Annotated in this window: 26 protein-coding genes; 8 read left to right on the forward strand and 18 right to left on the reverse strand. The window is 73.3% G+C overall.

What is annotated here, in order from left to right; translation table 11 throughout:
• Positions 1 to 35: 35 nt before the first annotated feature.
• Positions 36 to 1,001, reverse strand: a complete 966-nt coding sequence (locus AWQ68_RS32565) for a cobalamin biosynthesis protein (RefSeq protein ID WP_281217807.1) — start codon at positions 999 to 1,001, stop codon at positions 36 to 38.
• 663 nt (positions 1,002 to 1,664) lie between these two features.
• Between AWQ68_RS32565 and AWQ68_RS32570 the strand changes: the two genes are divergently transcribed.
• The 3 genes from AWQ68_RS32570 (at position 1,665) to AWQ68_RS32580 (ending at position 3,813) form a co-directional block, all read left to right on the forward strand.
• Complete coding sequence (locus AWQ68_RS32570) at positions 1,665 to 2,411, forward strand: hypothetical protein (RefSeq protein WP_066947984.1); 747 nt, start codon at positions 1,665 to 1,667, stop codon at positions 2,409 to 2,411.
• A gap of 174 nt (positions 2,412 to 2,585) precedes the next feature.
• The gene (locus tag AWQ68_RS32575) at positions 2,586 to 2,939 is read left to right on the forward strand and encodes a hypothetical protein (RefSeq protein ID WP_066947986.1); all 354 of its coding nucleotides are present in this window, start codon (positions 2,586 to 2,588) and stop codon (positions 2,937 to 2,939) included.
• A 112-nt stretch (positions 2,940 to 3,051) separates the two neighbouring features.
• Positions 3,052 to 3,813: a Mut7-C RNAse domain-containing protein gene (locus AWQ68_RS32580; protein ID WP_066947989.1), complete on the forward strand. Its 762-nt coding sequence runs from the start codon at positions 3,052 to 3,054 to the stop codon at positions 3,811 to 3,813.
• Between the two features lie 376 nt (positions 3,814 to 4,189).
• Here the strand turns inward: AWQ68_RS32580 and AWQ68_RS32585 are convergent, their stop codons facing one another.
• From AWQ68_RS32585 to AWQ68_RS32630, 10 genes are all read right to left on the reverse strand, one after another.
• Complete coding sequence (locus tag AWQ68_RS32585) at positions 4,190 to 5,179, reverse strand: cytochrome d ubiquinol oxidase subunit II (RefSeq protein ID WP_066947992.1); 990 nt, start codon at positions 5,177 to 5,179, stop codon at positions 4,190 to 4,192.
• 21 nt (positions 5,180 to 5,200) lie between these two features.
• Complete coding sequence (locus tag AWQ68_RS32590; RefSeq protein WP_245656328.1) at positions 5,201 to 6,556, reverse strand: cytochrome ubiquinol oxidase subunit I; 1,356 nt, start codon at positions 6,554 to 6,556, stop codon at positions 5,201 to 5,203.
• Positions 6,557 to 6,656: 100 nt separating this feature from the next.
• Positions 6,657 to 7,613 carry a UDP-glucuronic acid decarboxylase family protein gene (locus tag AWQ68_RS32595; protein ID WP_066948078.1) on the reverse strand — a complete coding sequence of 319 codons (957 nt, stop codon included), beginning with the start codon at positions 7,611 to 7,613 and terminating at the stop codon, positions 6,657 to 6,659.
• The gene (locus tag AWQ68_RS32600) at positions 7,613 to 8,533 is read right to left on the reverse strand and encodes a glycosyltransferase family 9 protein (RefSeq protein ID WP_245656330.1); all 921 of its coding nucleotides are present in this window, start codon (positions 8,531 to 8,533) and stop codon (positions 7,613 to 7,615) included. Before AWQ68_RS32600 ends, AWQ68_RS32595 begins: the two co-directional genes overlap by 1 nt.
• Entirely contained in the window at positions 8,524 to 9,201 is a 678-nt protein-coding gene (locus tag AWQ68_RS32605) for an SDR family oxidoreductase (RefSeq protein WP_066947995.1), read from the reverse strand. Before AWQ68_RS32605 ends, AWQ68_RS32600 begins: the two co-directional genes overlap by 10 nt.
• Positions 9,202 to 9,258: 57 nt before the next feature.
• Entirely contained in the window at positions 9,259 to 9,810 is a 552-nt protein-coding gene (locus AWQ68_RS32610) for a D-sedoheptulose-7-phosphate isomerase (RefSeq protein ID WP_066947997.1), read from the reverse strand.
• The gene (locus AWQ68_RS32615; protein ID WP_066948000.1) at positions 9,786 to 10,964 is read right to left on the reverse strand and encodes a glycosyltransferase; all 1,179 of its coding nucleotides are present in this window, start codon (positions 10,962 to 10,964) and stop codon (positions 9,786 to 9,788) included. Before AWQ68_RS32615 ends, AWQ68_RS32610 begins: the two co-directional genes overlap by 25 nt.
• Positions 10,961 to 11,980: a glycosyltransferase family 9 protein gene (locus tag AWQ68_RS32620; protein ID WP_066948003.1), complete on the reverse strand. Its 1,020-nt coding sequence runs from the start codon at positions 11,978 to 11,980 to the stop codon at positions 10,961 to 10,963. Before AWQ68_RS32620 ends, AWQ68_RS32615 begins: the two co-directional genes overlap by 4 nt.
• A complete protein-coding gene (locus AWQ68_RS44425) occupies positions 11,977 to 12,906 on the reverse strand; it encodes a glycosyltransferase family 2 protein (protein ID WP_066948006.1) in 930 nt (309 codons plus the stop codon). Before AWQ68_RS44425 ends, AWQ68_RS32620 begins: the two co-directional genes overlap by 4 nt.
• Positions 12,903 to 14,546 carry a carbamoyltransferase family protein gene (locus AWQ68_RS32630; protein ID WP_066948009.1) on the reverse strand — a complete coding sequence of 548 codons (1,644 nt, stop codon included), beginning with the start codon at positions 14,544 to 14,546 and terminating at the stop codon, positions 12,903 to 12,905. Before AWQ68_RS32630 ends, AWQ68_RS44425 begins: the two co-directional genes overlap by 4 nt.
• 146 nt (positions 14,547 to 14,692) lie before the next feature.
• Between AWQ68_RS32630 and AWQ68_RS32635 the strand changes: the two genes are divergently transcribed.
• Together AWQ68_RS32635 and AWQ68_RS32640 are read left to right on the forward strand one after the other, a co-directional pair.
• A complete protein-coding gene (locus tag AWQ68_RS32635; RefSeq protein WP_066948012.1) occupies positions 14,693 to 15,220 on the forward strand; it encodes a D-glycero-alpha-D-manno-heptose-1,7-bisphosphate 7-phosphatase in 528 nt (175 codons plus the stop codon).
• A gap of 37 nt (positions 15,221 to 15,257) precedes the next feature.
• Positions 15,258 to 16,187: a glycosyltransferase gene (locus tag AWQ68_RS32640; RefSeq protein ID WP_066948015.1), complete on the forward strand. Its 930-nt coding sequence runs from the start codon at positions 15,258 to 15,260 to the stop codon at positions 16,185 to 16,187.
• Between the two features lie 30 nt (positions 16,188 to 16,217).
• Here AWQ68_RS32640 and egtD read toward each other — a convergent pair whose 3' ends face one another.
• From egtD to AWQ68_RS32670, 5 genes are all read right to left on the reverse strand, one after another.
• Positions 16,218 to 17,147, reverse strand: a complete 930-nt coding sequence (gene egtD, locus AWQ68_RS32645; protein WP_066948018.1) for an L-histidine N(alpha)-methyltransferase — start codon at positions 17,145 to 17,147, stop codon at positions 16,218 to 16,220.
• Between the two features lie 48 nt (positions 17,148 to 17,195).
• Entirely contained in the window at positions 17,196 to 18,011 is an 816-nt protein-coding gene (locus AWQ68_RS32650) for a class II glutamine amidotransferase domain-containing protein (protein WP_066948021.1), read from the reverse strand.
• A gap of 6 nt (positions 18,012 to 18,017) precedes the next feature.
• Complete coding sequence (gene egtB / locus AWQ68_RS32655; protein ID WP_066948024.1) at positions 18,018 to 19,397, reverse strand: ergothioneine biosynthesis protein EgtB; 1,380 nt, start codon at positions 19,395 to 19,397, stop codon at positions 18,018 to 18,020.
• A 96-nt stretch (positions 19,398 to 19,493) separates the two neighbouring features.
• Entirely contained in the window at positions 19,494 to 20,744 is a 1,251-nt protein-coding gene (locus AWQ68_RS41490; protein ID WP_084464641.1) for a glutamate-cysteine ligase family protein, read from the reverse strand.
• A 90-nt stretch (positions 20,745 to 20,834) separates the two neighbouring features.
• Entirely contained in the window at positions 20,835 to 21,503 is a 669-nt protein-coding gene (locus tag AWQ68_RS32670; protein WP_066948026.1) for a hypothetical protein, read from the reverse strand.
• 95 nt (positions 21,504 to 21,598) lie between these two features.
• On the opposite strand from AWQ68_RS32670, the gene AWQ68_RS32675 reads away from it, so the two are divergent.
• Genes AWQ68_RS32675 through dapD form a run of 3 tightly spaced genes read left to right on the forward strand, consistent with a single transcriptional unit; the run spans position 21,599 to position 24,535 of the window.
• Positions 21,599 to 22,900 (forward strand): sensor histidine kinase, encoded by a 1,302-nt coding sequence (locus AWQ68_RS32675; RefSeq protein WP_066948030.1) that lies wholly within the window; start codon positions 21,599 to 21,601, stop codon positions 22,898 to 22,900.
• The gene (locus tag AWQ68_RS32680) at positions 22,897 to 23,568 is read left to right on the forward strand and encodes a response regulator (protein ID WP_084464643.1); all 672 of its coding nucleotides are present in this window, start codon (positions 22,897 to 22,899) and stop codon (positions 23,566 to 23,568) included. The genes AWQ68_RS32675 and AWQ68_RS32680 overlap by 4 nt, the downstream gene beginning before the upstream one ends.
• A 1-nt stretch (position 23,569) precedes the next feature.
• Positions 23,570 to 24,535, forward strand: a complete 966-nt coding sequence (gene dapD, locus AWQ68_RS32685; protein WP_084464644.1) for a 2,3,4,5-tetrahydropyridine-2,6-dicarboxylate N-succinyltransferase — start codon at positions 23,570 to 23,572, stop codon at positions 24,533 to 24,535.
• Between the two features lie 336 nt (positions 24,536 to 24,871).
• Here the strand turns inward: dapD and AWQ68_RS42980 are convergent, their stop codons facing one another.
• Both AWQ68_RS42980 and AWQ68_RS44430 read right to left on the reverse strand, forming a co-directional pair.
• On the reverse strand, positions 24,872 to 25,186 hold the full coding sequence (locus tag AWQ68_RS42980) for an HNH endonuclease signature motif containing protein (protein ID WP_066948033.1): 315 nt from the start codon (positions 25,184 to 25,186) through the stop codon (positions 24,872 to 24,874).
• 910 nt (positions 25,187 to 26,096) lie between these two features.
• Positions 26,097 to 26,315 (reverse strand): hypothetical protein (locus AWQ68_RS44430; protein ID WP_218007125.1); only part of this gene is annotated, 219 nt, incomplete at its 5' end.

Consider the following 26,315-nt stretch of genomic DNA (forward strand, 5'->3'; position numbering starts at 1 on the left):
AACCGGCCCCGATCACCCCGGGTCGCGGCCGGGGGTCATCGCCCCGCGCCCGCCCCACGCCGGGACCCCGCCGCCCAGCGGGCGCCGACCGCGAGCGCCGCCGCCGTCCAGGACACCGCCCGGGCGAGCCGTACGGCACGGCGGATGTCGGGGACGGCGGGGCGCGGCCCATCCCCCAGCTCGGGCCGCGCTTCGAGCCGCCCGCCGTAGTCGTTCACACCGCCGAGCCGTACGCCGAGGGCTCCGGCGAAGGCGGCCTCGCAGTGGCCGGAGTTGGGGCTCGGGTGGCGGTGCCCGTCCCTCCGCAGCGCGGCCAGCGCCCGGCGGGACGACCCGCGAGTGACGGGAGCGAGGGCGACGGCGAGCAGGCCGGTCAGCCGGGCCGGGGCGAGGTTGGCCACGTCGTCGAGCCGGGCGGACGCCCAGCCGAACCGCTCATGGCGCGGGGAGCGATGGCCCACCATGGCGTCGAGCGTGTTGATCGCCCGGTAGGCGAGCAGGCCGGGCACCCCCGCCACCGCGCCCCAGAAGAGCGGCGCGACGGTGGCGTCGGAGGTATTCTCCGCGACGGACTCGACCGTGGCTCGCGCCAGTTCCGGCGCGTCCAGCCGGGAGGGATCCCGCCCGCACAGGTGCGGCAGCCGCGCGCGGGCGGCGGCGAGGTCGCCGGACTCCAGGGACGTGGCCATGTGCGCGCCCTCGCGGCCGAGCGTGGTCCCTCCGAGGACGGCCCAGGTGGCGGCGGCGGTGACGGCGGTACGCGCCAGCGGACGGCGGCGGGTGAGCCGGTCCGCGGCGACCCCGATCCCGGCGACCGCGCCCACACAGATCGCGGTGAACAGCGTCCCGCGCGCCCGTGAGTCGGCGTATATCCGGTTCTCCAGGGCGGCGACGCGGCCTCCGAAGACGGCGACCGGATGTCCCTTGCGGGGGTCGCCCACGAGGGCGTCGACGACGGCCCCGAGTGCCATCCCTGCGGCGGTGTACCTCTCCGTGCGTATCACGGGGGGAATTGTCTCGTGTTGGCGTGGAACGTGACCGCCGGGTCGGCGGTCCCGCGACACGCGGGTCAGCCCGAGGAGAAGAGATCCCCGTGGTCGCCAGGGTGCGGCCGGGTCTAGGAAACGCAAAACGACCATGAGTAGAGTCGTTATGAAACGGCCGCCTTTCCCACCCGCGAATCGATTCGGCTTTCACCGAAAAGGTCGCGCTTTATCACATTTTGTCCGACCGGATATGGGGAGCTCGTGAACCGGGATCCTGAGCCCAGTCGCCTATGTGACCGTTGCGGGGCAGATGTGGGGAGCCTCCCCACCTGCCCGCGATGCGGCCGTTCCCTGCCCGAACCACAGCCGCCCCGGCCGCCGACGGCGGAGCCGTCCGCGGAAGGCCGGCTCTGGCTGTCCCCGGAGACCTCTCCGTACTGGGCTCCCAAGCCGGTACGGCAGCCGGGCCGGGAGACGCCGGGAGGGCCGCGCCCCCCGGAGGGATCGGCGACGTGGGAAGGGCCGCCGCCGCACGCGGCGCAGGAGCGTGCGGCATGGGACCGACCGGCGGCGTGGGACGATCCGGCCGCACGCGCGGCACCGGGAGACGGCTACGCGGCGGGGACGTGGGAGGCGGGGCCGGGCGGCGGGTCGTGGCCGGAGCCTTCGGAAGAGCCCGTGGAGCCGTGGCGCCTGCGGAACCGGCGCTGGCCCAAGGTCGCGCTGGTCGTCGCTCCGGCGCTGCTCTCGCTCGCGCTCGTGTGGTGGCTCGTCGCCGGGCGCTCCACCGGACCGACGCACACGGGCACGCCGCTGGGCTCGGCCGCCACGGCCGGCCCGGACGCCTCGACGGAGCCGGCGGGCTCCTCGACACCCGATGAGACGCCGGACCCCGCGGCCACGGAACCCGACCCGGAGACCGACACAGAGACCGACACAGAGACCGCCACAGAGACCGACACGGCGGGCGGCTCGGATGAGGAGGCCGGAAGGCAGGCGCAGGCGATCGACACCCTCCTGACGGGCAGCCACTCCGCGCGCTCGGGACTGAGCGACGCGATAGCGAGCGTGAGCGGCTGTGACGGCTCCGGCGCCGACACGATCGCGTCCATCACCGACAGCCGCCGCGAGCAACTCGCCTCGGCCCGGAAGCTCGATGTGTCGTCCCTGTCCGGCGGCGACGACCTCAAGTCGACGCTGATCGAGGCGCTGGACGCGTCGGCGGACGCGGACGCCGCCTTCCTGTCCTGGGCCCGGCGGTACCTGGCGGGCGGCTGCACCGGCCCCGTCACGGGCGACGACGACTACGCCACGGGTCTCGACCGGTCGGCGGACGCCCAGGACGCCAAGACCCGCTTCGTGGAGCGGTGGCGTCCCGTCGCCACGGCGTTCGGTCTCACGCTCTGGCGGGTCGACCAGATCTGACCGTACGGGCCGGGTCGTGTCTGACAGATCAAGCCCTGCTGCGCGCGGCCCAGACGGCGCCTCGCCGCGTTGACACCCCACCCACGGAGGAGATCGACAGTGTGGACGGCCCCAGGCACCGCCTGCGACCATCGCGCTGGCGGTGAAACGTTCTGAGAGGAAGGACGCGTGACAATGGCACGAGTGCTGGTAGTGGGTCTCGATCCCGCCAAGATCCAGGGCTGGGACCCGGAGCCGGTCCAGGCGGCGTTGGCGCGCGGCCAGGCCCGTTTCGACGATCACGGCATCGAGGCCGACTGGTGCCTGGTGGCACTCGACGAGAACCCCGAAGAAGCAATCGAGAAGGCGCTGACCCGCGAAGACTACGCCTGCGTGGTGATCGGGGGCGGCATCCGCAAGCACGAGCCGTTGCTCGAATTCTTCGAGAGGGTGGTCAACATGGTCCGGCGGCACGCGCCCGACGCGGCCATCGCCTTCAACAGCGGTCCCGAGGACTGCGCCGACGCGGCTCTGCGGTGGCTGCGTTAGGAGGAGCAGGCGCTCCACAACACATCTGGCCCCCTGACCGGGCCTTCTCCTCGTCGGCGGTGAGGGCGGGACCCCGCCCCGCCGTACGGGCGGTGGCTGGCATGCTGGGAACATGGCCGGACGGGAGCTGTCCGTCACCGTCGCGCCCGAGCTGCGGCTGTTCCTCTCGCCTCGCGTGCGGCGCGCGGAAGCGCGGGCCGCAGCGGGAGAGACCGGCGGAGAAGCGGCGGGAGAGACGACGCTCCCGGTCCCCTACGACGGCACGTCCTCGCTCGGGCACGTGGTCGAGTCGATCGGCGTGCCGCTCACCGAGGTCGGCGCGCTGGTGGTGGAGGGCCGCCCGGTGCCCCCGGCGTACCGGCCCGCGCCGGGCGAGGCCGTACGGGTGCTCGGGGTCGAGCGGCCGCAGCGGGTGCCCTCGCCCCGGTTCCTGCTCGACGTGCACCTGGGCACGCTCGCCCGGCGGCTGCGGGTGGTCGGCGTCGACACGGCGTACCGCAACGACCTGGACGACGACACGCTGATCGAGCGGGCGAACGCCGAGCGACGGGTGCTGCTGACCCAGGATCGCGGGCTGCTCAGGCGCAGGGCCCTGTGGCTCGGGGCGTACGTCCGGGGATCACGGCCGGACGAGCAGCTCGCCGACGTTCTGGAGAGGTTCGCGCCGCCGCTGGCCCCGTGGACCCGCTGCACGGCCTGCAACGGGCCGCTGGTCGCGACGGGCAAGGCCGAGGTGGTGCGGAGGCTGCCGCCGGGCACGCGCCGCACCTACGAGACGTTCGCCCGCTGCCCGGTCTGCCACCGGGTCTACTGGCGCGGGGCGCACGGCGACCACCTTGAGGAGATCATCGCCATGGCGCGGCGAATCGTGTGACATGTCCGGAATATGCAAACACCGATGTCCGAGAGAGGAAAGACGGCCGGACGCCTGACGGGGTTCACTCCTAGCACACGAAAGGAGTGCCTAACATGCCCGAAACTCCCACGTCAGAGTTCTGGAAGACCCTCAAGCCGATCGAGAACTCCCAGAAACCGGACGCGCTCCCCGAGGTCTACCTTTCCAAGGTCGCCACCGACGACGACCGCTACTACGTGCCGTTCAGCGAGACCGTGGGCTCCCGTCCGCTGTGGATCAACGTCAAGGACGACAGCTGGGCCGCCGCAGCCCAGGTGAGCGCCAATTCTCCAGCCAGGCGCACTTCGCCCGGGTGTTCCGCGCCCACTTCGGCCACACCCCGAGCGAGGCCCGGTCACTCGGAGTCGTACGGCAGCCGCCGCTGGATGAGGAGTAGCCACCCGATCGACGGCAGGATCAGCAGCGCGCCCACGCCGAGCACGATCAACATGACCAGGAGCACCTCGGGTCCGGCCGCCGCCTGCCGGTAGGTGAAGGACGGCGGCAGCATCACGGGGTACTGCGCGACCGGCCACCCCCACATCACCGCGGTCACCGCGAGCACCGCCGTGAGGCGGACCAGCAGGTACCGGCGCACCAGGAGCAGGCCGAGCGACGCCAGGCCCATGACGGCGCTGACCACGACCACGGGCAGCGCGCGGTGGGTGAGCCCGTCGAAGAGCCCGGGGGCGTCCAGGCGCAGCACGCCGATGCCGGCCAGCGCGATCAGGCCCACCACGATCCCGGTGCCGATCGCCCTGCGCCGGAACCCCTCCGGGTCGAGCCCGGCCCGTACGGCGTCGTCGCACAGATAGACGGCGGCGAGATAGGCGCAGACGCCGACCGCGAGTACGCCGCCGAAGACGGAGGTCGGGTTCAGCCAACTGCCGAGCAGGGGCCCCGTGGCCAGGCCGCGCGGCACCCGGCCCGACGCGATCCCCCCGGCGACCGTGCCCAGGAAGAACGGGGTGACCACCGAGGAGATCGCGAACGCGGCGCCGAACAGGCGCCGCTGCCACCACTGCGTGCTCACCTTGCGGAAGACGAACGCCGAGCCGCGGCAGATGATCCCGAGGGCCGCCCCCGTCAGCGGGATGTAGAGCGTGGACATGACCGCCGCGAACACCGGGGGGAACCCCGTCCACAGGACGACGAGCACGAAGATCAGCCAGACGTGGTTGGCCTCCCAGACCGGCCCGATCGCGTGCTCGATGAGCCGCCGGTTCGCGTGCTCGCGCCCGGCGAGCAGGTCCCAGACGCCGCCGCCGAAGTCCGCCCCGCCGAGCAGCGCGTAGAGGGTGAGGCCCACCCACAGCACGACCAGCACGATCTGCGCAGTGTCCATCAGGCGTCCATGGCTTGTCCGTCAGGCCCTTTCCTGGGGGGCGACCGCGCGCACCGGCGCGGCCCTGGTCATGAGCCGCAGTACGTAGAGGGTCGCCACGGTGAGGACCAGATAGACCACCAGCACGATGAGGAATCCGCCCCACAGGCCGGGCGCGGGGTTCACCGCCTCGATCGTGCGCATCCTGCCGACCGCGATCCAGGGCTGGCGGCCCACCTCGGTCACGATCCAGCCCGCCTCGACGGCGACGACGGCGGCCACCCCGGCGAGCGCGGCCAGCCAGAGGAACAGCCGCGGGCGGGGCAGGTCGCGCCGCCGCCACCACGCGACCGCCAGCCAGGCGGACATCAGGAGCAGGAAGAACCCGCTCGCCACCATCACGTCGAACCCCCAGTGGACCGGGTTGATCGGCGGCCGGTCGGCGCGCGGCACCTGATCCAGCCCCTTGACCAGGGTCGAGGGGCTGAGCCCGACAAGGAGCGAGAGCCCGCTCGGCACCTCGACCGCCCAGTGCAGCGTGTCGTTCCGGACCACGCCGCCGAGGCTGAGCGGCGCGTGCGTGCGGGTGCGGAAGAGCGCCTCGGCCGCCGCGAGCTTGGTCGGCTGATACTCGGCGATGACCCTCCCGGCGTAGTCGCCGACGAAGATCTGGATCGGGGAGAGAACCGCGCCGAGCGTGAACGGGGTCAGGAAGCCCAGCCGGTGGTAGCGGTCCCGGCGCCCGCGCAGCATCCCCACCGCGTAGACGGCCGCGGTGGCGAACCCGGTCACCATGAGCGCCGCGATGATCATGTGGACGGTCTGGTGCAGCGTGGCCGGGTTGAACATGGCCGCCATCGGATCGACCCGGGTCACCCGGCCGTTCTCCAGCTCGAAGCCGCGCGGCTGGTTCATCCACGCGTTGGCGCACACGACGAAGAACGCCGACGCCACACCCGCGATCGCGATGGGCAGCCCGCTCAGCATGTGGATACGCGGCGGCAGCCGGTCCCAGGCGTACAGGTAGATGCCGAGGAAGATCGCCTCCATGAAGAAGGCCACACCCTCCATCGCGAACGGGATCCCGATCACCTGGCCGTACACGTCCATCAGACCCGGCCACAGCAGGCCCATCTCGAAGCTGAGGATCGTGCCCGACACGGCGCCCACCGCGAAGAGCACGCCGACCGCCTTGGCCCACCGCCGCGCCAGCAGCATGCGGTCGGCATCGCCGGTCCGTACGGCCCGCCACTCCATGAAGAGGAGCAGGCCGGGCATCCCCACGCCCAGGCAGGCGATGATGATGTGCCACCCGAGCGAGAACCCCATCTGCATCCGGGCCGCGAGCAGGTCGGCCGGGCTGGCCGGGCCCGCCGCGAGGGCGAGCGGGCTCAGCACGGCAACGCCCGTCGGGATGACATGTCATGACACGTCCCCACCGGATATCGCCACCAAACGACGCGGTGTACGTGACCGACTACTTTGCGCAATCCTTTGATCAGGCGACCGTCGGGTACCGCTCGCCCGCGAGCTCCCGCTGGAACCACTCGATCGTCCGGCGCAGCCCGGTCACCGGGTCCACCTTCGGCCGCCAGCCGAGCCGTTCGGCGGCGAGCGAGGCGTCGGGGCGGCGCACCGCCGGATCGTCCACCGGCCGCGGGACGAAGCGGATCGGCGACGACGACCCCGCCAGGTCGCGGACCGTCTCGGCCAGCTCCAGCATGGTCATCTCGGCCGGGTTCCCGATGTTGACCGGCCCCTCGAAGTCGCTGCCGGCCAGCGCCACGACACCCTCCACCGTGTCGTCCACGTAGCAGATGGAGCGCGTCTGGTTGCCGTCTCCGGTCACGGTGATCGGCTCGTCCATGACGGCCTGCCGGATGAAGGTGGGGATCGCCCGCCCGTCGTGAGGCCGCATCCGCGGCCCGTACGTGTTGAAGATGCGCACGATCGCCGTGTCGGCGCCGCGCGCGTTCCGGTACGCCGTGGTGAGCGACTCGGCGAAGCGCTTGGCCTCGTCGTACACGCTGCGCGGCCCCACCGGGTTGACGTTGCCCCAGTAGGTCTCCCGCTGCGGGTGTTCGAGCGGGTCGCCGTACACCTCGCTGGTCGAGGCGAGGACGAACCGCGCGTTCTTCTCCTTGGCCAGGCCGAGGGCGTGCAGCGTGCCGAGGCTGCCCACCTTGAGCGTCTCGATGGGATGGCGCAGGTAGTCGGCCGGAGAGGCGGCGGAGGCGAAGTGCAGGACGAGGTCCACCGAGCCGGGCACGTGGACGAACCCGGTCAGGTCGCACTCCAGCAGCCGGAACCCCGGCCGGCCGATCAGGTGCTCGACGTTGCGGGGCGTACCGGTGAGGAAGTTGTCCAGGCAGAGCACCCTCGCGCCCTGCCCCAGCAGCCGCTCACACAGGTACGACCCCAGGAACCCGGCCCCGCCGGTCACGACCACGTGCATCACACATTCACCTCCAGCAGCCCGAGGGCGGCGTCCAGAACGTCCGGGACGTCGATCTCCAGCAGGCCCGGGTCGGGCCGCGGCGCGTGCGGGTCGCCGCGCCGCCCCGTCCACAGGACGACGTGACGGCCGTTCGCGGGCGGCCCCCAGAGCGCGGGCGGGACCGGTCCGAACAGCACGACCGACGGCGTCCCGAGCGCGGTGGCCAGGTGGGCCACCCCGGTGTCGCCGCAGACGACCAGCCGCGCCCGCCCGATCAGGGTGGCCAGCTCGTACAGCCCGGTACGCAGCACGCGCTCCTCGGGGAGCCCGGCGAGCGCGGCCACGCACAGCCCGAGCTGCCGCTCCACGCCGGTGATCACGACCCCGGGGAGCGTCGCCGCGACCTCGGCGAACCGTTCCGGCGGCCAGCGCCGGGCGGCCGAGGCCGCACCCGGGTGGACGACCACCGCACCCGCCGGCAACTCCTCGGCGTAACCCGGGTCCGGCCTTCGGACGGCCAGGTCATCGGGGTCGGCGGGGATGCCGTACCAGTCGAGGAAGGCGCACCAGCGGCGCACCTCGTGCAGGTCCTCGCGCCACGGCGGCCCCCCGGGCTCGGGCGCGTGCGCGAGCAGCCGCCCCGGCCGGGTACGGCGCAGCGCATCGGTGCTCTGCGGCCCCCGCCCGTGCAGGTTGACCGCCACGTCCGGCGGAGGATCCGTGGCGGGCACCGGGCCGGGGCCGCGCACGTCCCGCAGCCCGTCCACCCCGCCGATGAGCGGCAGCAGCCCGGCCAGCGGAGCCGGCGCGGCCAGCACGAGCCGGTGCCCGGGGAAGGCCCGCCGCAGCGCCCGCAGCGCGGGCACCGCGGTGAGCAGGTCCCCGAGACCGAGCCCGCGCAGCACGAGCAGCTCCGGCAGCTCCGGCTCTAGGGCCACGACGTCTCCGTGGACGGGCAGACCACCAGCTCCCTGATCTCGCAACCGGGCGGCTGGCTGAGCGCGAAGACGACGGTCGCGGCCACGTCCTCGGGCGGGTTCAGCCCCGCCTCCGGGCCGGGCTTGTACTTCTCGTCCCGGTCGTCGAAGAACGGGGTGCGCATCCCGCCGGGCACCAGCAGGGTCACGCCCACCCGTCCGGCCAGCTCGGCCGCGAGCGCCCGGGTGAACCCCACCACGCCGAACTTGGCCGAGCAGTACGCCGTCGCGTCGCTCAGCGCCCGCAGCCCGAGCGTCGAGGCGACCGTGACCACCCGCCCGCCCCCCTCCAGGTACGGCAGCGCCGCCCGGACGACCGAGGCGGTGCCGAGCAGGTTGACCCTGATCACCCGCTCCCAGGCGTCGGCGGGCACGTCCTCGAGCCGCCCGCACGCGTCGATCCCGGCCGCCGTCACGACGCCGTCCAGCCCTCCCGCCCGATCGGCCAGCTCCCGTACGGCCCGCTCCGCCCGCTCCCGATCGGCGAGGTCGGCCTGGACGAAGTCGACGTCTCCCTCGGGCCGCCGGACGTCGACGACCAGCGGGCGCCCGCCCGCCTTGGCGACCGCCTCGACAGTGGCCCGGCCCAGACCGGAGGCCCCACCGGTGATCAGGATGTTTCCCAGCATGTCATCACTCCTCGGACTGTCGAACATGGACGGACGGGGGCTTCTCGGGGCCGCCGGTCACTCCTGGCACTCCTCGATCACGTCGCAGAGCATGTGGATCACGACCAGGTGGACCTCCTGGACGGTGGCGCAGTCACCGGTGGGGACCGCGAACGTCTCGTCGCACAACGCGGACAGGGAGTTGGGGGCGCGGCCGGTGAGCGCCCAGGTCGTGAGACCGCACTCGCGCCCGGCGACCGCCGCCGCCGTCACGTTCCTGCTCGCCCCGCTGGTGGACAGGCACAGCAGCACGTCGCCGGGCCGTCCGTGCGCCCGCACCTGGCGCGCGTACACCTCCTCGGCCCCGAAATCGTTGCCGATCGCGGTCACCGTCGAGGTGTCGGCGTGCAACGGGATCGCGGCGTACGGGCACCGGTCGGAGCGAAACCGCCCGACCAGCTCGGCGGTCAGGTGCTGGGCCTCGGCCGCGGACCCGCCGTTGCCGCAGGCGAGCAGCCGCCCGCCCCCGGTCAGCACGGCGGCCAGTTTGAGTCCCCAGGTGTGGATCGTCGGCAGCTGGTCGTCGACCGCCGACAACGTCTCGGTCAGCCGGAGCAGATGAGGGTGCACGGCTCGACCTCCCTCCGGTAGACGGACTCGGTCCTGGCCGCCACCTGCGGCCAGCCGTACCGGGTGCGGGCCCGCCGCGCCCCCGCCTCGCCGAGCGCGGCGCGCAGGTCCGGACGGGCCAGCAGGTCGCGCAGCGCGGCGGCCAGGGCGCGGGGCCGGCGCGGCGGCACGAGCACCCCGCATCCGGCCACCGTGTCGAGGTGGCCGCCGACGGACGAGGCGATCACCGGCACCCCGCAGGCGAGCGCCTCCAGCGGCACCATGCCGAACGGCTCGTACCACGGCACGGTGACCAGCACGTCGGCGGACCGCATCAGGGCCGGGACGTCCCGATGCGCGACCGCGCCGACGAGCCGGACCCGGTCCTCCAGCCCGCAGGACGCGGCGACCCCGCTGAGCCGCGCCACCTCCTCCGGCTCGTCGCCCGCGATCAGCAGTTCGGCCTCGGGCACGTCGCTCAGCGCCCGGATGACCGTGTCGTAGCCCTTGCGCGGCACCATCCGGCCGACGCACAGCACGCGCGGACGACCGTCGCGCGGCGCCGCGGGGCCGTCCGGGGTGAACAGCTCCAGATCGACGCCGCACGGCACGACAGCGATGCGGTCCTCGGGCACGCCCATCGCGCGCAGCTCGCGCACCTCGTCCGTGCAGGTCGCGAGCACCGCGGTGGCCCGCCGCCCCACATCGCGCTCGACGGCGATCCGGTCCGGCGGGCTCGTGTCGGCCGCACCCTGCCAGCGCCGCTTCACCGTGCCGAGCGCGTGGAACGTCTGCACGACCGGGACGCCGAGCGGCTCCGCCGCCGTGAGCGTGGCCATGCCGCTCATCCAGAAATGCGCGTGGGCCACGTCCGGCGGGCGGGCCGCCCATCGCCGCGCGAGGTGCTCCGCGAACGCCGGCATGTACGGCGGCAGCTCGTCCTTGGGGATCGACTCGGGCGGCCCGGCCGGCACGTGGTCGACGGTCACGCCGGGCGCCATCTCCACCGCCGGCGGCTGGTCCGGCGCGGTCCTCCTGGTGTGCACGGTCACCTCGTGCCCCCGCTCCCCCAGAGCGAGGGCCAGCGCGGCGACATGGACGTTCTGCCCTCCGGAGTCGACGCCTCCGATCGCCGCGAGAGGGTTGGCGTGTTCCGATATCAAGGCGATCCTCATCCCAGGCTCCTGACCGACTGGACCACCTGTTCGGCGGTCACCGACGTGAGGCACGGGTGGCCGGGCACCGGGCAGGTCCGTGCTCTGCTGCCGCGGCACGGCGCCTCCTGGTCGCCGAGCACCACCGAGGGCACCCCGTACGGGGCCCAGCGCGCGGCCGGGACGACAGGGGAGAACAGGCTGACCACCGGGGTTCCGACCGCGGCGGCCAGATGGGCGGGGCCGGTGTTGCCCGCGACCACGACGCTCGCCCCGGCGAGCACCGCGGCCAGCTCGGCGAAGGTGGTGGCCCCGCCGAGGTCGGCGGCGTACGTGCCCGCCACCTCGGCCGTGAGGGCGGTCTCGTCCCCCGTGACCACCACCCGGAAGCCGGACTCGACCAGCTCCTTGACCGTGCGCGCGTGGTCGTCCGCCGGCCAGGCCCGGGCCGGCGCCGTGGTGCCGGGGTGGACCACCACGTATCCGGGCGGACCGGTGAGGTGCGCGACGTGCGGCGACGGGGGCGGCAACGGCCGCCGGACGGCGAGCCGTCCGTCGTCGCCCGGGGGCAGCTCGAAGCCGGCCGCCCTGGCGAGGCCGAGCATCCGCTCCGCCTCCGGGACGTCCACGCTCTCGTCCACGACGTGCCGCACGTCGAGCAGGGAGCCGGGGTAGTCCTCGCTGATGGCGGCGATCCGCCGCGTCCCCGCCAGCCGCAGCAGCAGCGCGAGCGGCAGCGCCGACTGGTGGAAGGAGGTGAGGATCAGCGCGGTGTCCGGGGCCAGGGCGCGCACCTTCTCGATCAGCCGCGCTGCGTGCGCCCGGGTCATCGGCACGTGATCGGGGTCGATCCACGGGGCCCGCCACTCCAGGACCTCGTCCACGCCGGGCAGCAGCTCCGCCGCGGCCCTGCCGTACGGCCCGGCGAGAACGACGACGCGCCGCGCCCCGGCGGCGACCGCGCGCACCGCCGGACCGGCGAGCAGGACGTCGCCCGCGTTGTCCAGGCGCGCGACCAGGACAGTCGCCCTTCTCACCGGCGTCTCCGGATCTCGCCCAGCAGCCGGTACGCGCACGCCGCGGGCGGGATGACCAGGCTGGTGACCGCCATGCGCAGTACCTCCTCCCGCGTACGGGGACCGGGAGCGATCCGCGCCCAGGCGAACTCGGCGGTCAGCGCCGCCCATCCGGCGGCGAGCGCCGTCCCCGCCTTCCGGCGTCCGGTCGCCAGCGCCACGGCCGCACCGGCGCCGCACGCGGTGATCAGCAGGTGGCGGGCCAGCCGTCCGCGCGAGGCGCCCACCGCGGTACGCCAGCCGGGGCCGTGGACGCGCCGCATCAGCGCGTCGTCGGCGTTTCCCCGCTGCGCGCGCACGCTCGCCCAGAACCCGTCGTCGCGTACCGGATGGACGGACGTGCGGCTCCCGCGCGCCAGCGTGAAACCGGAGCGCAGCAGCCGCAGCGCGAGGTCGACGTCCTCCCGGTACGCCCGGGGGAACCGCTCGTCGAACCCGCCGACCCCTTCCAGCGCCGAGCGGCGGTAGGCCATGTCCGCCGTGATCCAGCGGGCGTCCGCCAGGCCGGCGGTGCCGCGTTCGGCGTCGGTGGGGCGGCGGCCGGGCGGGAGGGGCACCTCGAGCCGTCCCTGGCTGCCCGCGACGTGCTCCGGCAGGCCGTCCAGGTCGGCGCGCAGCGCCGGTGTCCACCCGGGCGCCGGGACGACGTCGTCGTCCAGGAAGGCCACCCACGGGGTGCGGGCGGCGCGCCAGCCGGCGTTCCGCGCGGCGGCCGGGCCCCGGCCCCCGGAGCGGATCACCTTCAATGACGGAAGGCTGTCGACCAGGTCGTCGGGGACGTCCCCCGGACGGTCGTCGACCACGATCACGTCGAGGCCGGGATCGAGTGCGGCGAGGGTCGCCCGCAGCGTCGGGCGGCCGATCGTCGGGATGACCACGGTGATCACGTGCCGACCACCGCCCTTCTGCGGACCAGGAACGACCCGAGCACCAGCACGTCAACCGGCGCGGAGCCGAAGCACTCCAGGGCGTCCCTGGGGTCGTCCACCATCGGCCGCCCGGCCGTGTTCAGGCTGGTGTTGACCACGACCGGCAGCCCGGTGCGGACCTCGAACTCCTCCAGCATCCGCGCGAGCAGCGGATCGCGGGAACGTTCCACGGTCTGGATCCGCGCGGTGCCGTCCACGTGGACCACCGCCGGGATCCGGTCCCGCCACTCCGGCCGCACGTCGTGCACGAACAGCATGTACGGGCTGGACACCGGCCCCCTGGAGAAGATCTCGGCCGCCCGTTCGGCCAGCACCATGGGCGCGATCGGGCGGAACTGCTCGCGTCCCTTCACCGCGTTCAGCCGTTCGGTGTTGCCGGCCCGGCCGGGGTGAGCGAGCAGGGAGCGGCGGCCGAGCGCCCGCGGGCCGTACTCGCTCCTGCCCTGGAACCAGGCCACGATCCGGTCGGCGGCCAGCTCGGCCGCGACCGCGCCGGCGAGGTCGTCGGGGCGGTCGTAGGCCACCCGCGCCACGTCCAGCCAGGCGGCCAGCTCCTCGTCCCGCCAGCCGCGCCCGAGGTCGGCGCCCGGCATCGGCGCGACGTTCTCGCCGTGCGCGCGGGCCAGGTGGAGCGCGCCGCCCAGCGCGGTTCCCGAGTCGCCCGCGGCCGGCTGGATCCAGATGTCCGCGAACGGTCCCTCGGCCAGCAGGCGGGTGTTGGCGACGCAGTTGAGCGCCACTCCCCCGGCCATCGTCAGATAGCGGGCCGAGGTGCGGTCGTGCAGCCAGCGGGCGAGGTCGAGCAGCACCTCCTCCAGCCGGGCCTGCACGCTCGCGGCCAGGTCGGCGTGCTCGGGCGCCCACACCCCCTCGCCGCCCTCACGGCGCTTGGCGTACGCGGCCCAGTCGATCGGCTCGACCCGGAACCCGCCGTCGCCGGTCGCGTAGATCAGCTCCCGCAGCTCCGGCAGGTGGCGCGGCACGCCGTAGGCCGCGAGCGCCATCACCTTGTACTCGTCGCTCGAACGGAGGAAGCCGAGGTGCTCGGTCACCTCCTCGTACATCAGCCCGAGGGAGTGCGGGAGCTCCTGGCTGGCCAGGACGGTCAGCTCGCCGTCGCGATAGTGCCCGGCCAGGTGCGAGACCGCCTCCCCGCGCCCGTCGCAGACCAGCACCGCCGACTCGCGGTACGGCGCGGCCAGCCCGGCCGAGGCCGCGTGCGCGATGTGGTGCGGCACGAACCTGACCTGGTCCGGGTCCAACCCGGGCACGGCCGTGGCGAGGAACGCCGGGGCCCTCCGCGCGTAGGTGGTGCGCAGGTCCTCCCAACGCTCGTCCAACCCGGCGAGCCCCGGCCGGACCAGCGCGGGGTCGTAGGAGTAGGCCACGCCGTCGAGGTCGTCGGGCCGCAGGCCCCCCTGTCTCAGGCACCAGGCCGCCGCCTGCTCCGGCAGCTCCCAGGCGGAGAACGGCACCGGGCGCTTGCCGTGCTTGCGCCGGCTGAACCGCTCCTCCTCCGCCGCCGCGACGATCTCGCCATCGATGACCAGGGCCGCCGCCGGATCATGGAAGATGGCGTTGATCCCCAAGAACCGCATCTGCGCACCTCCGCTCGGAAGCGTTTCGATGCTGTTACCGAGAGAAGCGCTTCTGAAACGCGGCTTTGCGTGATGGTCGGACGAGGTAGAAGCGCTTCTTGACGAATGTCACGCTATGTAGTCAATTGAGGGGGTAGGTGCCGGGCATGCGCCGACCCGCCGCCGTCCTTTTCGATCGTGACGGAACGTTGATCCACGACGTCCCGTACAACGCCGATCCCGAACGGGTGACACCGTTCCCGGGGGCGCGGGCCGCGCTCGACCGGCTCCGCCGCGCGGGTGTGCCCGTCGGCGTGGTGAGCAACCAGTCCGGGGTGGCGCGGGGGCTGATCAGCCCCGCCGCGCTCGACGCGGTGAACGCGCGGGTCGAGGAGCTCCTCGGCCCGTTCCATGTCTGGGCGGTCTGCCCGCACGACGAGACGGACCGGTGCGCGTGCCGCAAGCCCGCGCCGGGCCTCGTGCTGCGGGCGGCCGAGCTCCTCGGGGTCAGCCCCCGCGACTGCGTGGTGGTGGGCGACATCGGGCGGGACGTGGAGGCGGCGCGGGCCGCCGGGGCGCGCGGCATCCTCGTGCCCACGCCGCGGACGCTCCCGGGGGAGGTCGCGGCGGCTCCGGAGGTCGTCTCCGACCTCGCGGCGGCGGTGGACCTGGCGCTGCTGACGGGCGACCGCTGACGACCGCTGACGGCTCCATGAGAAAGGGACGATCGGTGTGAAAATCCTGCTCTGGCATGTGCACGGCTCGTGGACGACGTCGTTCGTTCAGGGCCGGCACGACTACGTGGTGCCGCTGATCCCGGACCGCGGCCCGGACGGGCGGGGCCGGGCCGCGACCTACCCCTGGCCCGAGTCCGTACGGGAGGTCCCGTGGGACCGGCTGGCGGCCGAGGACGTGGATGTCGCGGTGTTCCAGCGCCCGCACGAGATCGAGCTGGCCCGCGAATGGCTGGGGCGGGAGGTGCCCGCCGTCTACGTCGAGCACAACACCCCCGCCGGCGACGTGCCGCGTACCCGCCACCACCTCGCGGACCGGGACGACATCCCCCTGGTCCACGTCACGAACTTCAACGACCTGTTCTGGGACTCCGGCCGCGCCCCGACGCGCGTGATCGAGCACGGCGTGGTGGACCCCGGCTACCGGTACACGGGCGAGCTGCCCCGTGCCGGAGTCGTCGTCAACGAGCCGGTACGGCGGACCCGCGTGGCGGGCACCGACCTGCTGCCCGCGTTCGACGTGCCCCTCGACGTGTTCGGGATGCGGGTGACCGGCCTGCCGTACGGCACGTTCGAGGACATGCCGCAGGACGCGATGCACGACGAGCTGGCCCGGCGGCGCGTCTACCTGCACCCCTACCGGTGGACCTCGCTCGGGCTCTCCCTCATCGAGGCCATGATGCTCGGCCTGCCGGTCGTGGCGCTGGCCGCGACCGAGGCCGTGGAGGCGGTCCCCCCGGAGGCCGGCGTGATCTCCACCCGGCTGGAGACCCTGACCTCGGCCGTCTCCGCCTTCGTGGCCGACCCCGAGCGGGCCCGCCAGGCCGGGAAGGCGGCCAGGGCCGCGGCCCTGGCCCGCTACGGCCTTCCCCGGTTCCTGGCCGACTGGGACCGCCTCCTCGCGGACCGGCTCGACGGAGACATCTGACCGGCGTCTGACCGGCGTCCGCCCCGCGGCTCAGCGCGCGGTGCTGAGCGCGAGGGCGAAGTCCCCGTCAGGGTCGGAGTACCAGCGCTCCAGGGCGAAACCCGCCCGCCCCAGCTCCGCCGCGAGCCCGTCGCGGCGGAACTTGGCGCTGATCTCGGTGCGCATCTCCTCGCCGCGGACGAAGTAGACCGTGAGGTCGAGGTCGCGAATGTGCACCCGCACCGGGCGGGTCGCCCGCAGCCGCATCTCCACCCACTCGTTCTCCTCGTCGTACCGGGCCACGTGCGCGAAGTCGTCCGGGACGAAGTCGGCGTTCAGCTCGCGGTTGATGACGTGGAGCACGTTGCGGTTGAAGGCCGCGGTCACCCCCTGGGCGTCGTCGTACGCGCGGATCAGCCGCCCCTTGTCCTTGACCAGGTCGGCCCCGAGCAGGAAGGCGTCGCCGGGCTTGCGGGTGGAGCGCAGCTCCTTCAGGAACATCTCCCTGGCCTCGGGGTCGAGGTTCCCGATGGTCCCGCCCAGGAAGGCGACCATCCCCGGCGGGAGCAGCGACAGATGCCGTTCGAAGTCCGCGCACACCGGCCGCACGGCCAGGTGGGGGAAGCGCGCCGACAGCCGCCGCGCGCTCGCCCGGAGGGTGACCGCGTCCACGTCCACCGGCATGTAGACGCGCATCTTCTGAAGCAGCAGGGCCGTCTTCTCACTGGTGCCGGAGCCCAGCTCGATGAGGGTGTCCGAGCCGCTCCTCCGCACGATGTCGCCGGCATGGGAGCGCAGGATCGCCAGCTCGCGCCGGGTCGGGTAGTACTCCTCCAGCCGGGTGATCCGGGAGAACAGCTCGCTCCCCGCCTCGTCGTAGAACCACTTCGGGGGCAGCCACTTCGGTTCGGAGGTGAGGCCGGTACGGACGTCGTGTTCCAGTGCCTGGCGCAGATAACCGCCGTCGAGATGGTTGATCACTTCCGCTCCTCGGATACGTGTCAGACGTGCTCAGAGGTGCCTGACGGGTCAGATGCGGGTCACGCTCACGCCGTCGGGGGATGCGACGACCAAAGTGCGGTCATCCACGGCACGCCAGCCCGGCCTGCCGTCCAGGGGCTCGCTCGCCAGGAGCACGCCCTCGTGAACATGGGTGAAAAGGGTGTCGCCCCACGCGGAGGCGACGATCTCGGATCCGCCGCAGACGAGCAGGTTGAGCCGGGCCGCCGGGTCCGTCCGCGCCGCCTCGGTGACGACCCGCGCCACCGCCTCGGCCGCGGGCATCCCCGCGCGGAGCCGCGCGAACACGGCCGCGGCCAGCCACGCCGAGTCGCACAGGCTCTCCGGCGGCGCGCCGCCCGCGGCGGGGGCGGCGGCGCCGTTCCAGGGCGCCGTCTCCGGGACCGGCGCCGCGCCGTCAGCCCCGCCTTCGGGTACGTGCTCCGGGACGGTGACGTCGGCGGACAGCAGCGGGAGGAGGGCGTCGCGCTCCACCCGGCCGTTGTGGCTGAGCAGCCAGCGTCCGTCGGAGAAGGGCGCCGTGGCGCTCTCCTCGATCGGCATCCCGATGGTCGCGGAGCGTACGGCCGCCAGCAGGCAGCCCGACCGCGCCACCGCGGCCAGCCCGGGCAGGTTGGCGTCCGCCCATATGGGGATGGAGCGGCGGTAGCGGACCGGCTCGGTCCGCCCGTCGTCGAACCACCCCATGCCGAACCCGTCCGCGTTGACGGTCCCGTACCGCTGCAGCCGGGGCGCGTACGCCTGGTGGAGGAGGCCGTGCTCGGGCTCCCCGATCAGCGACGACAGCGGCCGGGGCGGCCCCAGCCAGGCCGCGTGCCTGCACATCGGCCGTCACCCGGCCGCGCGGGCGCACCGGAACCCCGCGAAGATCTGCCGCCGGATCGGATAGTCCCAGTTCCGGAAGGTCGTACGGATCGCCGTGGGGTGGGTGGCCCACGACCCGCCGCGCAGCACGCGGTAGGTCTCGCCGAAGAACACCTCGCTGTACTCCGGGTACGGGAAGCTGCGGAACCCCGGATAGGGCTGGAACCAGGACGAGGTCCACTCCCACACGTCCCCGATCATCTGCTCCGCGCCGTACGGCCCGGCCCCGGCCGGGTACGCGCCGACGGGGGCGGGCCGGGCCGCCCGATGGCCGAGGTTGGCCTGGTCCGGTCGGGGGTCGGCGTCCCCCCACGGGAACCTCCGGCCGCCGCAGGCCTTCTCCCACTCCGCCTCGGTCGGCAGCCGCTTGCCCGCCCATCGGGCGTACGCGTCGGCCTCGTACCAGGAGACGTGCTGCACCGGCTCGTCGAGGGGCACCGGCTCCATCCGGCCGAAGCGCCTGCGCCACCAGCCGTCGCCGCCGGCGGCACGCCGGCCGCCGTTTCCTCTGTGTCCTATGTGGCGTCCCACGTCGCCTTCCGCGCCGTCGCGGGTCCAGAAGAGCGGGGCGTGGATCCCCTTCTGGCGGACCCACTCCCAGCCTTCGGGCCGCCACCAGCGCGGATCGTCGTACCCGCCGTCCGCGATGAAGGCGAGGTAGTCGCCGTTGCTCACCGGCCAGCGGTCGATCCAGTAGCCCGGCAGGTCCACCAGATGGGACGGCCGCTCATTGTCGTACGCCCAGGGCAGCGCGTCCGTCCCCATGAAGAAGGGCCCCGGATGCACGAACACCTCGTCCTCGGTACGCGTCTCGCCCGCCTCCTGGGCTCGTCCGGGCGGGAGCTCGCCGTCCCGGATCAGCCCCGGCTCCCCCGAGAGCTGCAGCGTGGCGAGCATCGTCTCGTCGTGCTGGTGCTCGTGCTGCACGACCAGCCCGAACACGAAGCCCCCGGCGCGCAGCGGGTCCGGATCGTCCAGGTCGACGGCGTCGAGCACGTCCAGCACCCGGCCACGGACACCGGAGATGTAGCGCCGCGCCTCCGCGGGCCCGAGGAGGGGCAGCGAGGGGCGGTCCTTACGCGGATGCTTGAACGCGTCGTAGATGTCGTCGATCTCGGGCCGGAGCGGGGTGATCCCCCCGGCCGCGCGCAGCACCCACAGCTCCTCGTAGTTGCCGACGTGCGCCAGATCCCACACCAGCGGGGACATCAGCGGGGAGTGCTGGCGCACCAGCAGGTCGTCCTCCATGTCGGTGTACGCGAGCGACCGCGCACGCGCGGCGGCCAGCTCGGTGGCGATCAGTTCCTTTCCCGCTGCCGGGGGAGGCGGGGCGTGCCGTTCTCTCATCCGATCTCCTTCGGTATGGAGACCCCGGGCGCAGCCCTGGGGAGGAAGCGCGGCGGACGCCGCGCGTCACCGGACGCCGTCGCGGCCGTCCGATGGTCACCCGCACATCTCCAGATCGAGGGCGGGGGAACGGCCGCGCTCGATGTACCGGGCGGCGAACCGGCCGACCCGCTCGACCAGCCAGGGCTCCGCCCCGAGCCGGGGCAGCGCCTCGACCGCGGCGCGGAAGCAGACCTCGGCCGCCTGCCGCATCCGCGGCTCCGCCAGGCCGAACCGGGCGGCCCGCGCCCAGGCCCCGCGAACCGGCAACGCCGCGTCGAGCGCGGTGTCGGCCGCCCGGTCGTCCGTGACGAGCGCGTGGACCACGGCGACGCAGACGGGCCAGTCCTCCGGCCCCTGGGCGTCGAGGTAGCGGGTCTCCATCCAGCCGCGCGGCCGCACCGGGGGGAACACGGTCGTGGCGTGGTAGGCCAGGTCGTCGCCGGTCGGCGGTCTGCCCGCGACCCGGGCGAAGTCCCGGTACGGCGAGCCGTCCAGAACCGCGCGGCACGCGACCGCGCCCGGTCCGGCCAGCGCCCGCCCCCGCCCGCCACCGTCCATGCCGCCGTCCATGCCGCCGTCCATGCCGCCGTCCATGCCGCCGTCCATGCCGGCGCGGTTCGCGCCGGCAGTGTCGGACGCGTTCGCGGGCTCGAGGACCAGCATCAGGCGGGCGTCGAGGAGGTATTCGGCCCACTCCTCGGCCGGGTCGCCGCCCCTCGCCACCGGGGCGGTCCTGGTCCGGTCGAGGTTGAGCCAGACTGCCTGGCGGCCGGACATCCAGCCGTCCCTGGGCGAGTTCGCGAAGGCCGCCACCAGCACCGGACCGAGCAGGTGCGCCCGGTCCCAGCGCACCCGGGGGTTCTCCCCGAAGTCGAGGTTCACCTGCACCGAGGCCGTCGAGCACATCATCAGCCGCCCGTACGGCAGGCCGAGGAACGCCGCCATGGCGTCGTACCGCGGGAGGCGAAGCTGCCGAACCGGCGGCCGGATCGAGTCCAGAGCGCGGCCCCCGAGCACCAACCCCGCCGCCGAGAGCGCGAGCCGTACGGCGTCGAGATCCGCGACGAGACCCGCCACGGCCTCGGACAGTGGCAGCGGGGGCGTGGCCAGCTCCAGCTGGCCGCCGGGCTCGAACGTGACGCTGCTCCCGCCGGGCAGCGGCGGAAGCGCGTCGGCGACGCGAGCGATGGGGACCTGGCGCGACGGCGTCTCCGCGTCGAAGACCAGGAACTCCAGCTCTACGCCCACCCGGTCCGTTTCGGTGCGCTGGAAGCACCCCCGAGCAAAAGCCTGAACATCGGTCATCGCCCCTCCAGCCACGGGACCAATGTCATCCCCGCTTTGACTGGCTTGTAACGCCTGTAGTGAAAAGTGGGCTTTGACCTGCCATGAGGCTCACGTCGCGGAGGACCACTCCCGGTCATCCATCCGGATGAGCGAGACTCCGACCGCCCCGAACACCAGGAGCAGGACGACCGGCCCGGCGAGTCCGAGCACCAGATTCCAGGAGCTCGCGCCGAAGAGCCAGACGAGCATCCCGACGAGCACGCCGGCGGGGAACCACCAGCCCGCCCGGCCGGCCCACGCGTACGCGACCGACACGAGGACCAGCCCGAGGAACGAGCCGATCATGCCGGGCATCTGCCAGGCCGCGACCATCGCGGGCTGCGCCGCGTCCTGCATGATCTGCTCCGCCTGCGCGGCCGGAAGTCGCTGGAACAGGACGATGTCGAAGAAGTCGGAGACCATCAGCGCGGAGAAGTTGATCAGGCCGAGCACGGTGACCGCGCCGGCCACGTTGGCGAGCACGACGCCCTTGCGCCGCACCAGGTGCACCAGGCCGATGACGCCGGGCACCCACAGGATCCAGGCGTAGTGCAGAAGCGTCGCGCTGACGCCGGTGGCCGCCGGGTTGTTCGCGTAGGCGAGGGCCTCGTCGGCCCCGGACTCCGTCGGATCGACCGCCATGCCGAGAAGCAGGCAGAGCGGGGCGAGGATGAGGCTGACCCCCGCCGCTGTGCGGCGGAAGGTGTCCGGATTGGTGAAGAACCGATGAACGATCATGCCGGGAACCGTAAAAATCAGAACCCGTTCGGTCGTCAACGCACACTTTGAACGCGTGGTCCCCCGCAAGGATGATTTATCGATATAAAGCCGTCATGCGCTCACCGATCGACTGGCTCGTGGCGATCGTCGTCTGCCTGTTCGCGGTGTCCGAGGAGCTCAGCGGCAGGAGCTCACTCCACGGAGAAGGGCCGTCGATCTGGTGGGTCCTGGCCGGCCTCGCGGCCGCCGTCCTCGTGCTCAACCGGCGCCGCGCCCCCTTCGCCGTCCTGTTCGTCTACTCGGCCGCCAGCATCCTCGGCCTCGCCCTGGTACGCGAGATGGCCGCGGCGTGGCAGTTCTACACGCAACTCGTGCTGCTGTTCACGCTCCTCAGTGAGGTACGGCCGACGAGCTGGAAGGCGGCGGGCGGCCTCGCCGTCACCGGCGCGTACATCGTCTCGATGGTGAGCGCCTCGCCGACGACGACCTGGGGCGACGTCGCCGTGGCGCTGGTCATGGCCGCGATCGCCGGAGGGGCCGGGCTCGCCGTGCACCGCCACCGCGTGCTCGCCCTCCAGGCCGAGGAGCGGGGCGAGCTGCTCGCCCAGGCCGCCGTGGCCGAGGAACGCGCCCGGATCGCCCGCGAGCTGCACGACATCGTCGCGCACAGCGTCAGCGTCATGACCATGCAGGCCGGCGGCGTGCGGCTCATGCTCCGCGAGGAGCAGGACCGCGAACGCGAGGTCCTCGCGACGATCGAGGAAACCGGTCGCGAGGCCGTCGAAGAGCTGCGGCGGATGCTCGGCCTGCTGCGCACGCCGGACCCCGACGACCTGGCCCCGCAGCCCAGCCTCGACCGGCTCGACGACCTCGTCGAGCACTCCCGCGCCGCGGGCCTGGACGTGACCGTCGAGGTCACCGGCACTCCGGTCCCCCTGGCCGCCGGACTCGGCCTCTCCGCGTACCGGATCGTGCAGGAGGCGCTGACGAACACGCTCAAGCACGCCGGCCCTACCCGGGCCGCGGTGATCATCGCGTACGCGCCGGGCGAGCTGCGCCTGGAAATCACCGACGACGGCCCACACGACCGCCCACGCGACGGCCGCGCCCCGCTCACCCCCGGCCACTCCGCACGCATAACGCCGGCCCGCGGCATACCAGGCCGGACCACACCGGCTCCGGACGTACTGGCCCCAGACGTGCCGGGCCAGCGCACTCTGGGCAAGGACACATCAGCCCGGGGCGTGCCAGGGTGGAGCAAGCCGGGGCGGGGCGTTCCGGGACGGGGCGTTCCGGAGCGAGGTGGGCACGGCCTGCTCGGCATGCGGGAGCGAGTCGCCCTGTTCCACGGCACCCTCGCCGCCGGGCCGCTCTCCCCCGGCGGCTACCGCGTACGGGCGGTGCTCCCGCTGTGAGCGAGACGATCGGCATCCTCATCGCCGACGACCAGGCGATGATCCGCGCCGGGCTCCGGCTGGTGGTCGGCACCCAGCCCGATCTCGTGGTGACCGGCGAAGCCGCCGACGGGCAGGCCGCCGTCGAGCTGGCCCGGCGGCTGCGTCCCGACGTGGTCCTGCTGGACATCGCGATGCCCCGGCTGGACGGCCTCGCCGCCGCCCGCCTGATCCTCGCCGAACCCGATCCGCCCAGCGTGATCATGCTGACCACGTACGACACCGACGAGAACCTCGACCGCGCGCTGCGCGCGGGAGTACGGGGGTTCCTGCTCAAGGTGTCGCCCCCCGAGCAGCTCTTCGCCGCCGTCCGCACCGCCGCCGGCGGCGAGGCGCTGCTCGACCCGGCCGTCACCCGGCGCGTCATCGAAGGCTACGGACGGCTGCCCGAGGAGACCTCCGTCCCCGGACCGGATCTCACCCCGCGTGAACACGACGTGCTCGTCCTCATCGCCCGAGGGCTGTCCAACGCGGAGATCGCCGCCGTACTGGTGATCTCCGAGGCCACGGTCAGCAGCCACATCAACCGGCTCCTCGCCAAGCTCGGGCTGCGCGACCGCGCCCAGGCCGTCCGGTACGCGTACGAGTCGGGAGTGGTCCGTCCGGGCGATGCCGGTAGCGTTGGATGATATGACAGCTCTCGATTCCGGCACCATGGGTGCGCACGGCATTGGCGTCGCGACCATCGCCTCTGACGGCACCGTCCTTGACACCTGGTTCCCCGCTCCCACCCTGGGCGACGCCTCCGCTGCGGGGACGCGGCGGCTCGACGCCTCGCAGGCGGGCGAGTTCGCCCCGCTCCTCGGGCGCGACGACGTACGCGGCGTCGAGGTCGTCGCGGTCGAGACCAGCATCGCGAAGTTGTCCGAGCCGCCGGTGGACACGCATGACCTCTACCTGCGGCTCCATCTGCTGTCCGCCCGGCTGGTCCGCCCGCACGGGCTCAGCCTGGACGGCATCTTCGGCTTGCTCTCCAACGTCGTGTGGACCAGCCATGGCCCGTGCGCCGTCGAGGGCTTCGAGAACGTGCGGATCCGCCTGCGCGCCCGCGGTCCGGTGACCGTGTACGGCGTGGACAAGTTCCCCCGCATGGTCGACTACGTCATGCCGTCCGGCGTCCGGATCGCCGACGCCGACCGGGTACGGCTCGGCGCCCACCTGGCCCCCGGCACCACCGTCATGCACGAGGGCTTCGTCAACTACAACGCGGGCACGCTGGGCACCTCGATGGTCGAGGGCCGCATCTCGGCCGGCGTCGTCGTGGGCGACGGTTCCGACATCGGCGGAGGCGCGTCCATCATGGGCACCCTCTCCGGCGGCGGCAAGGAAGTCATCTCCCTCGGCGAGCGCTGCCTGCTCGGCGCGAACTCCGGCATCGGCATCTCCCTCGGCGACGACTGCGTGGTCGAGGCCGGGCTGTACGTCACCGCCGGCACCAAGGTCACCCTCCCCGACGGCACCACGGTCAAGGCCAAGGAACTGTCCGGCCGCTCCAACATGCTCCTGCGCCGCAACTCGACGAGCGGCGCCGTCGAGGTCGTTCCACGTGCGGGCACCGGCATCGAGCTCAACGCCGCCCTCCACGCCAACGACTGACCCGCCCTGCACGCCAGCGACTGACCCGGCCTGCACGCCAGCGACTGACCCGGCCCAGCCTCGCCCCGTCACCCCCAGACGGTGCGAGGCACCTGCTGAGGTCCCGCCAGGCCCGCAGCCGCGTCTCGGCGTGCCCGTCCCGACGCCCCAGCACAGCGGCCGCCCGAGTCGGAGCGCGGTTCGGAAGACCCAACTTGTGGTCATCACTGGCGGGGCCCTGGTTCGAAGGCAGACCCACCTTGTGGTCATCGCCGGCGGGCCCTGGTTCGAGGACAGACCCACCTTCTCGTCATCACCGGCGGGCCCTGGTTCGAAGGCAGACCCACCTTCTCGTCATCACCGGCGGGCCCTGGTTCGAGGGCCGATGTAGGTGAACCCCCAGCGGTCCTTGCCGACGCGGTGCAGTCGGTAGCGCTCAGGGTGCCGGTAGCGGTCGCGGTTGTGGAACTGGCAGGTGGGGCCGAGGTTGTCCAGGTCGGTGGCACCGCCGTCGGACCAGTTGGTGATGTGGTCGATCTGGCAGAGGTGGGCGGGCATGGGGCAGTGGTCGACCATGCATCGGGTGTAGCGGGCGAGGATGGCGCGGCGTTGCCGTCGGGTGGCGCGGCGGGCGGTGCGTCCCACGTCGAGGACGCATCCGTCGGCGTCCATGACCAGGCGGGTGAGGCCGGAGGTCTGGGCGAGCCGGTGGATGTCAGTGACGGGGAGGAACTGTCCGGTGGCCAGCAGCAGCCCGGGCAGCGTGCGTCCCGAGATGAGCCCGCCGGGCGTCGCCCAGTCCGCACCGCATCCTTGTCCCTGTCCCTGTCCCTGTCGCTGTCCCTGTCGCCGTCCCGGTCTCCGCTGCCCGCCATCGCGAGCAGCCGGCGACCCCGGCCCACCAGCCCGAGTGCCCCGGTCAGGTGATCGCTGACCACGCTCCTCGTCACGCCCAGCACTGCGACCGTGCCGCCCGTCATCGCGAGCAGCCTGATCGCACCGTTCGTCGTTCTCGGGCTGCCGGGTCTGCTCCGGTTCCGGCTTGTGCCGCGGCCCATCGTGAGCGCTCGCCCTGGCATCCTGCGCACCTGGCCCGGCATGCTCCGTACCTGGCCCAGCATCCTGCGTACCTGGCCCAGCATCCTGCGTACCTGGCCTGGCATCCGTAACGCCGAGCCCCGTACCGCAGGCGCGCCGATGCTCCGCCACAGCGCCTTTCTTGTCGCCGGCGCCCCGCCCAGACGCCCTGCGTTCCGGTGAGCCGGACGCGTCGGCTGACGAAGAGGCGGACGCCTCACCGCTCGTGAAGGCGGACATTCCGGCTGGCGAACGGTCGGATGTCTTCGAGCGCGCGGGATCGGACGCCTCGCCTCGCGAAGAAGTGCCCGTCCCGGCCTGTGTGGAGTCGGACCCCTCACTGCGCGAAGGGCCGGATGTCTTCGAGTGCCCAGAGGCCGACGCCTCGGCTCCCGTTGGGTCGGACGTCCTGGCTGAGGAGGAGGTGCGCTCCTCTGAGCATGCGGGATCGGATGCATCGCCTCGGGGAGGAGTGGCCGTCCCGGCCGGAGTGGAGTCGAACACCTCACTGCGCGAAGGGCCGGATGTCTCGGAGCGCCCAGGGGCCGATGCCTTGGAGCGCGCGAGATCGGACGCTTCGGATCGCGTCGGGTCGGGCGTCTTGGCTGGCGAGCGGCCGGTTGTCGTGGGGCATGCGGGATCGGACGCCGGGGGCCGCGCGGGAGCGGGCGTTCCAGCCGATGAGGAGCCGGACATCTCGCTGGGCGAGGAGGCGGGTGGGTCG

Origin of the sequence: Microtetraspora fusca (assembly GCF_001570365.1) — a bacterium.
Classification (GTDB): domain Bacteria; phylum Actinomycetota; class Actinomycetes; order Streptosporangiales; family Streptosporangiaceae; genus Microtetraspora; species Microtetraspora fusca.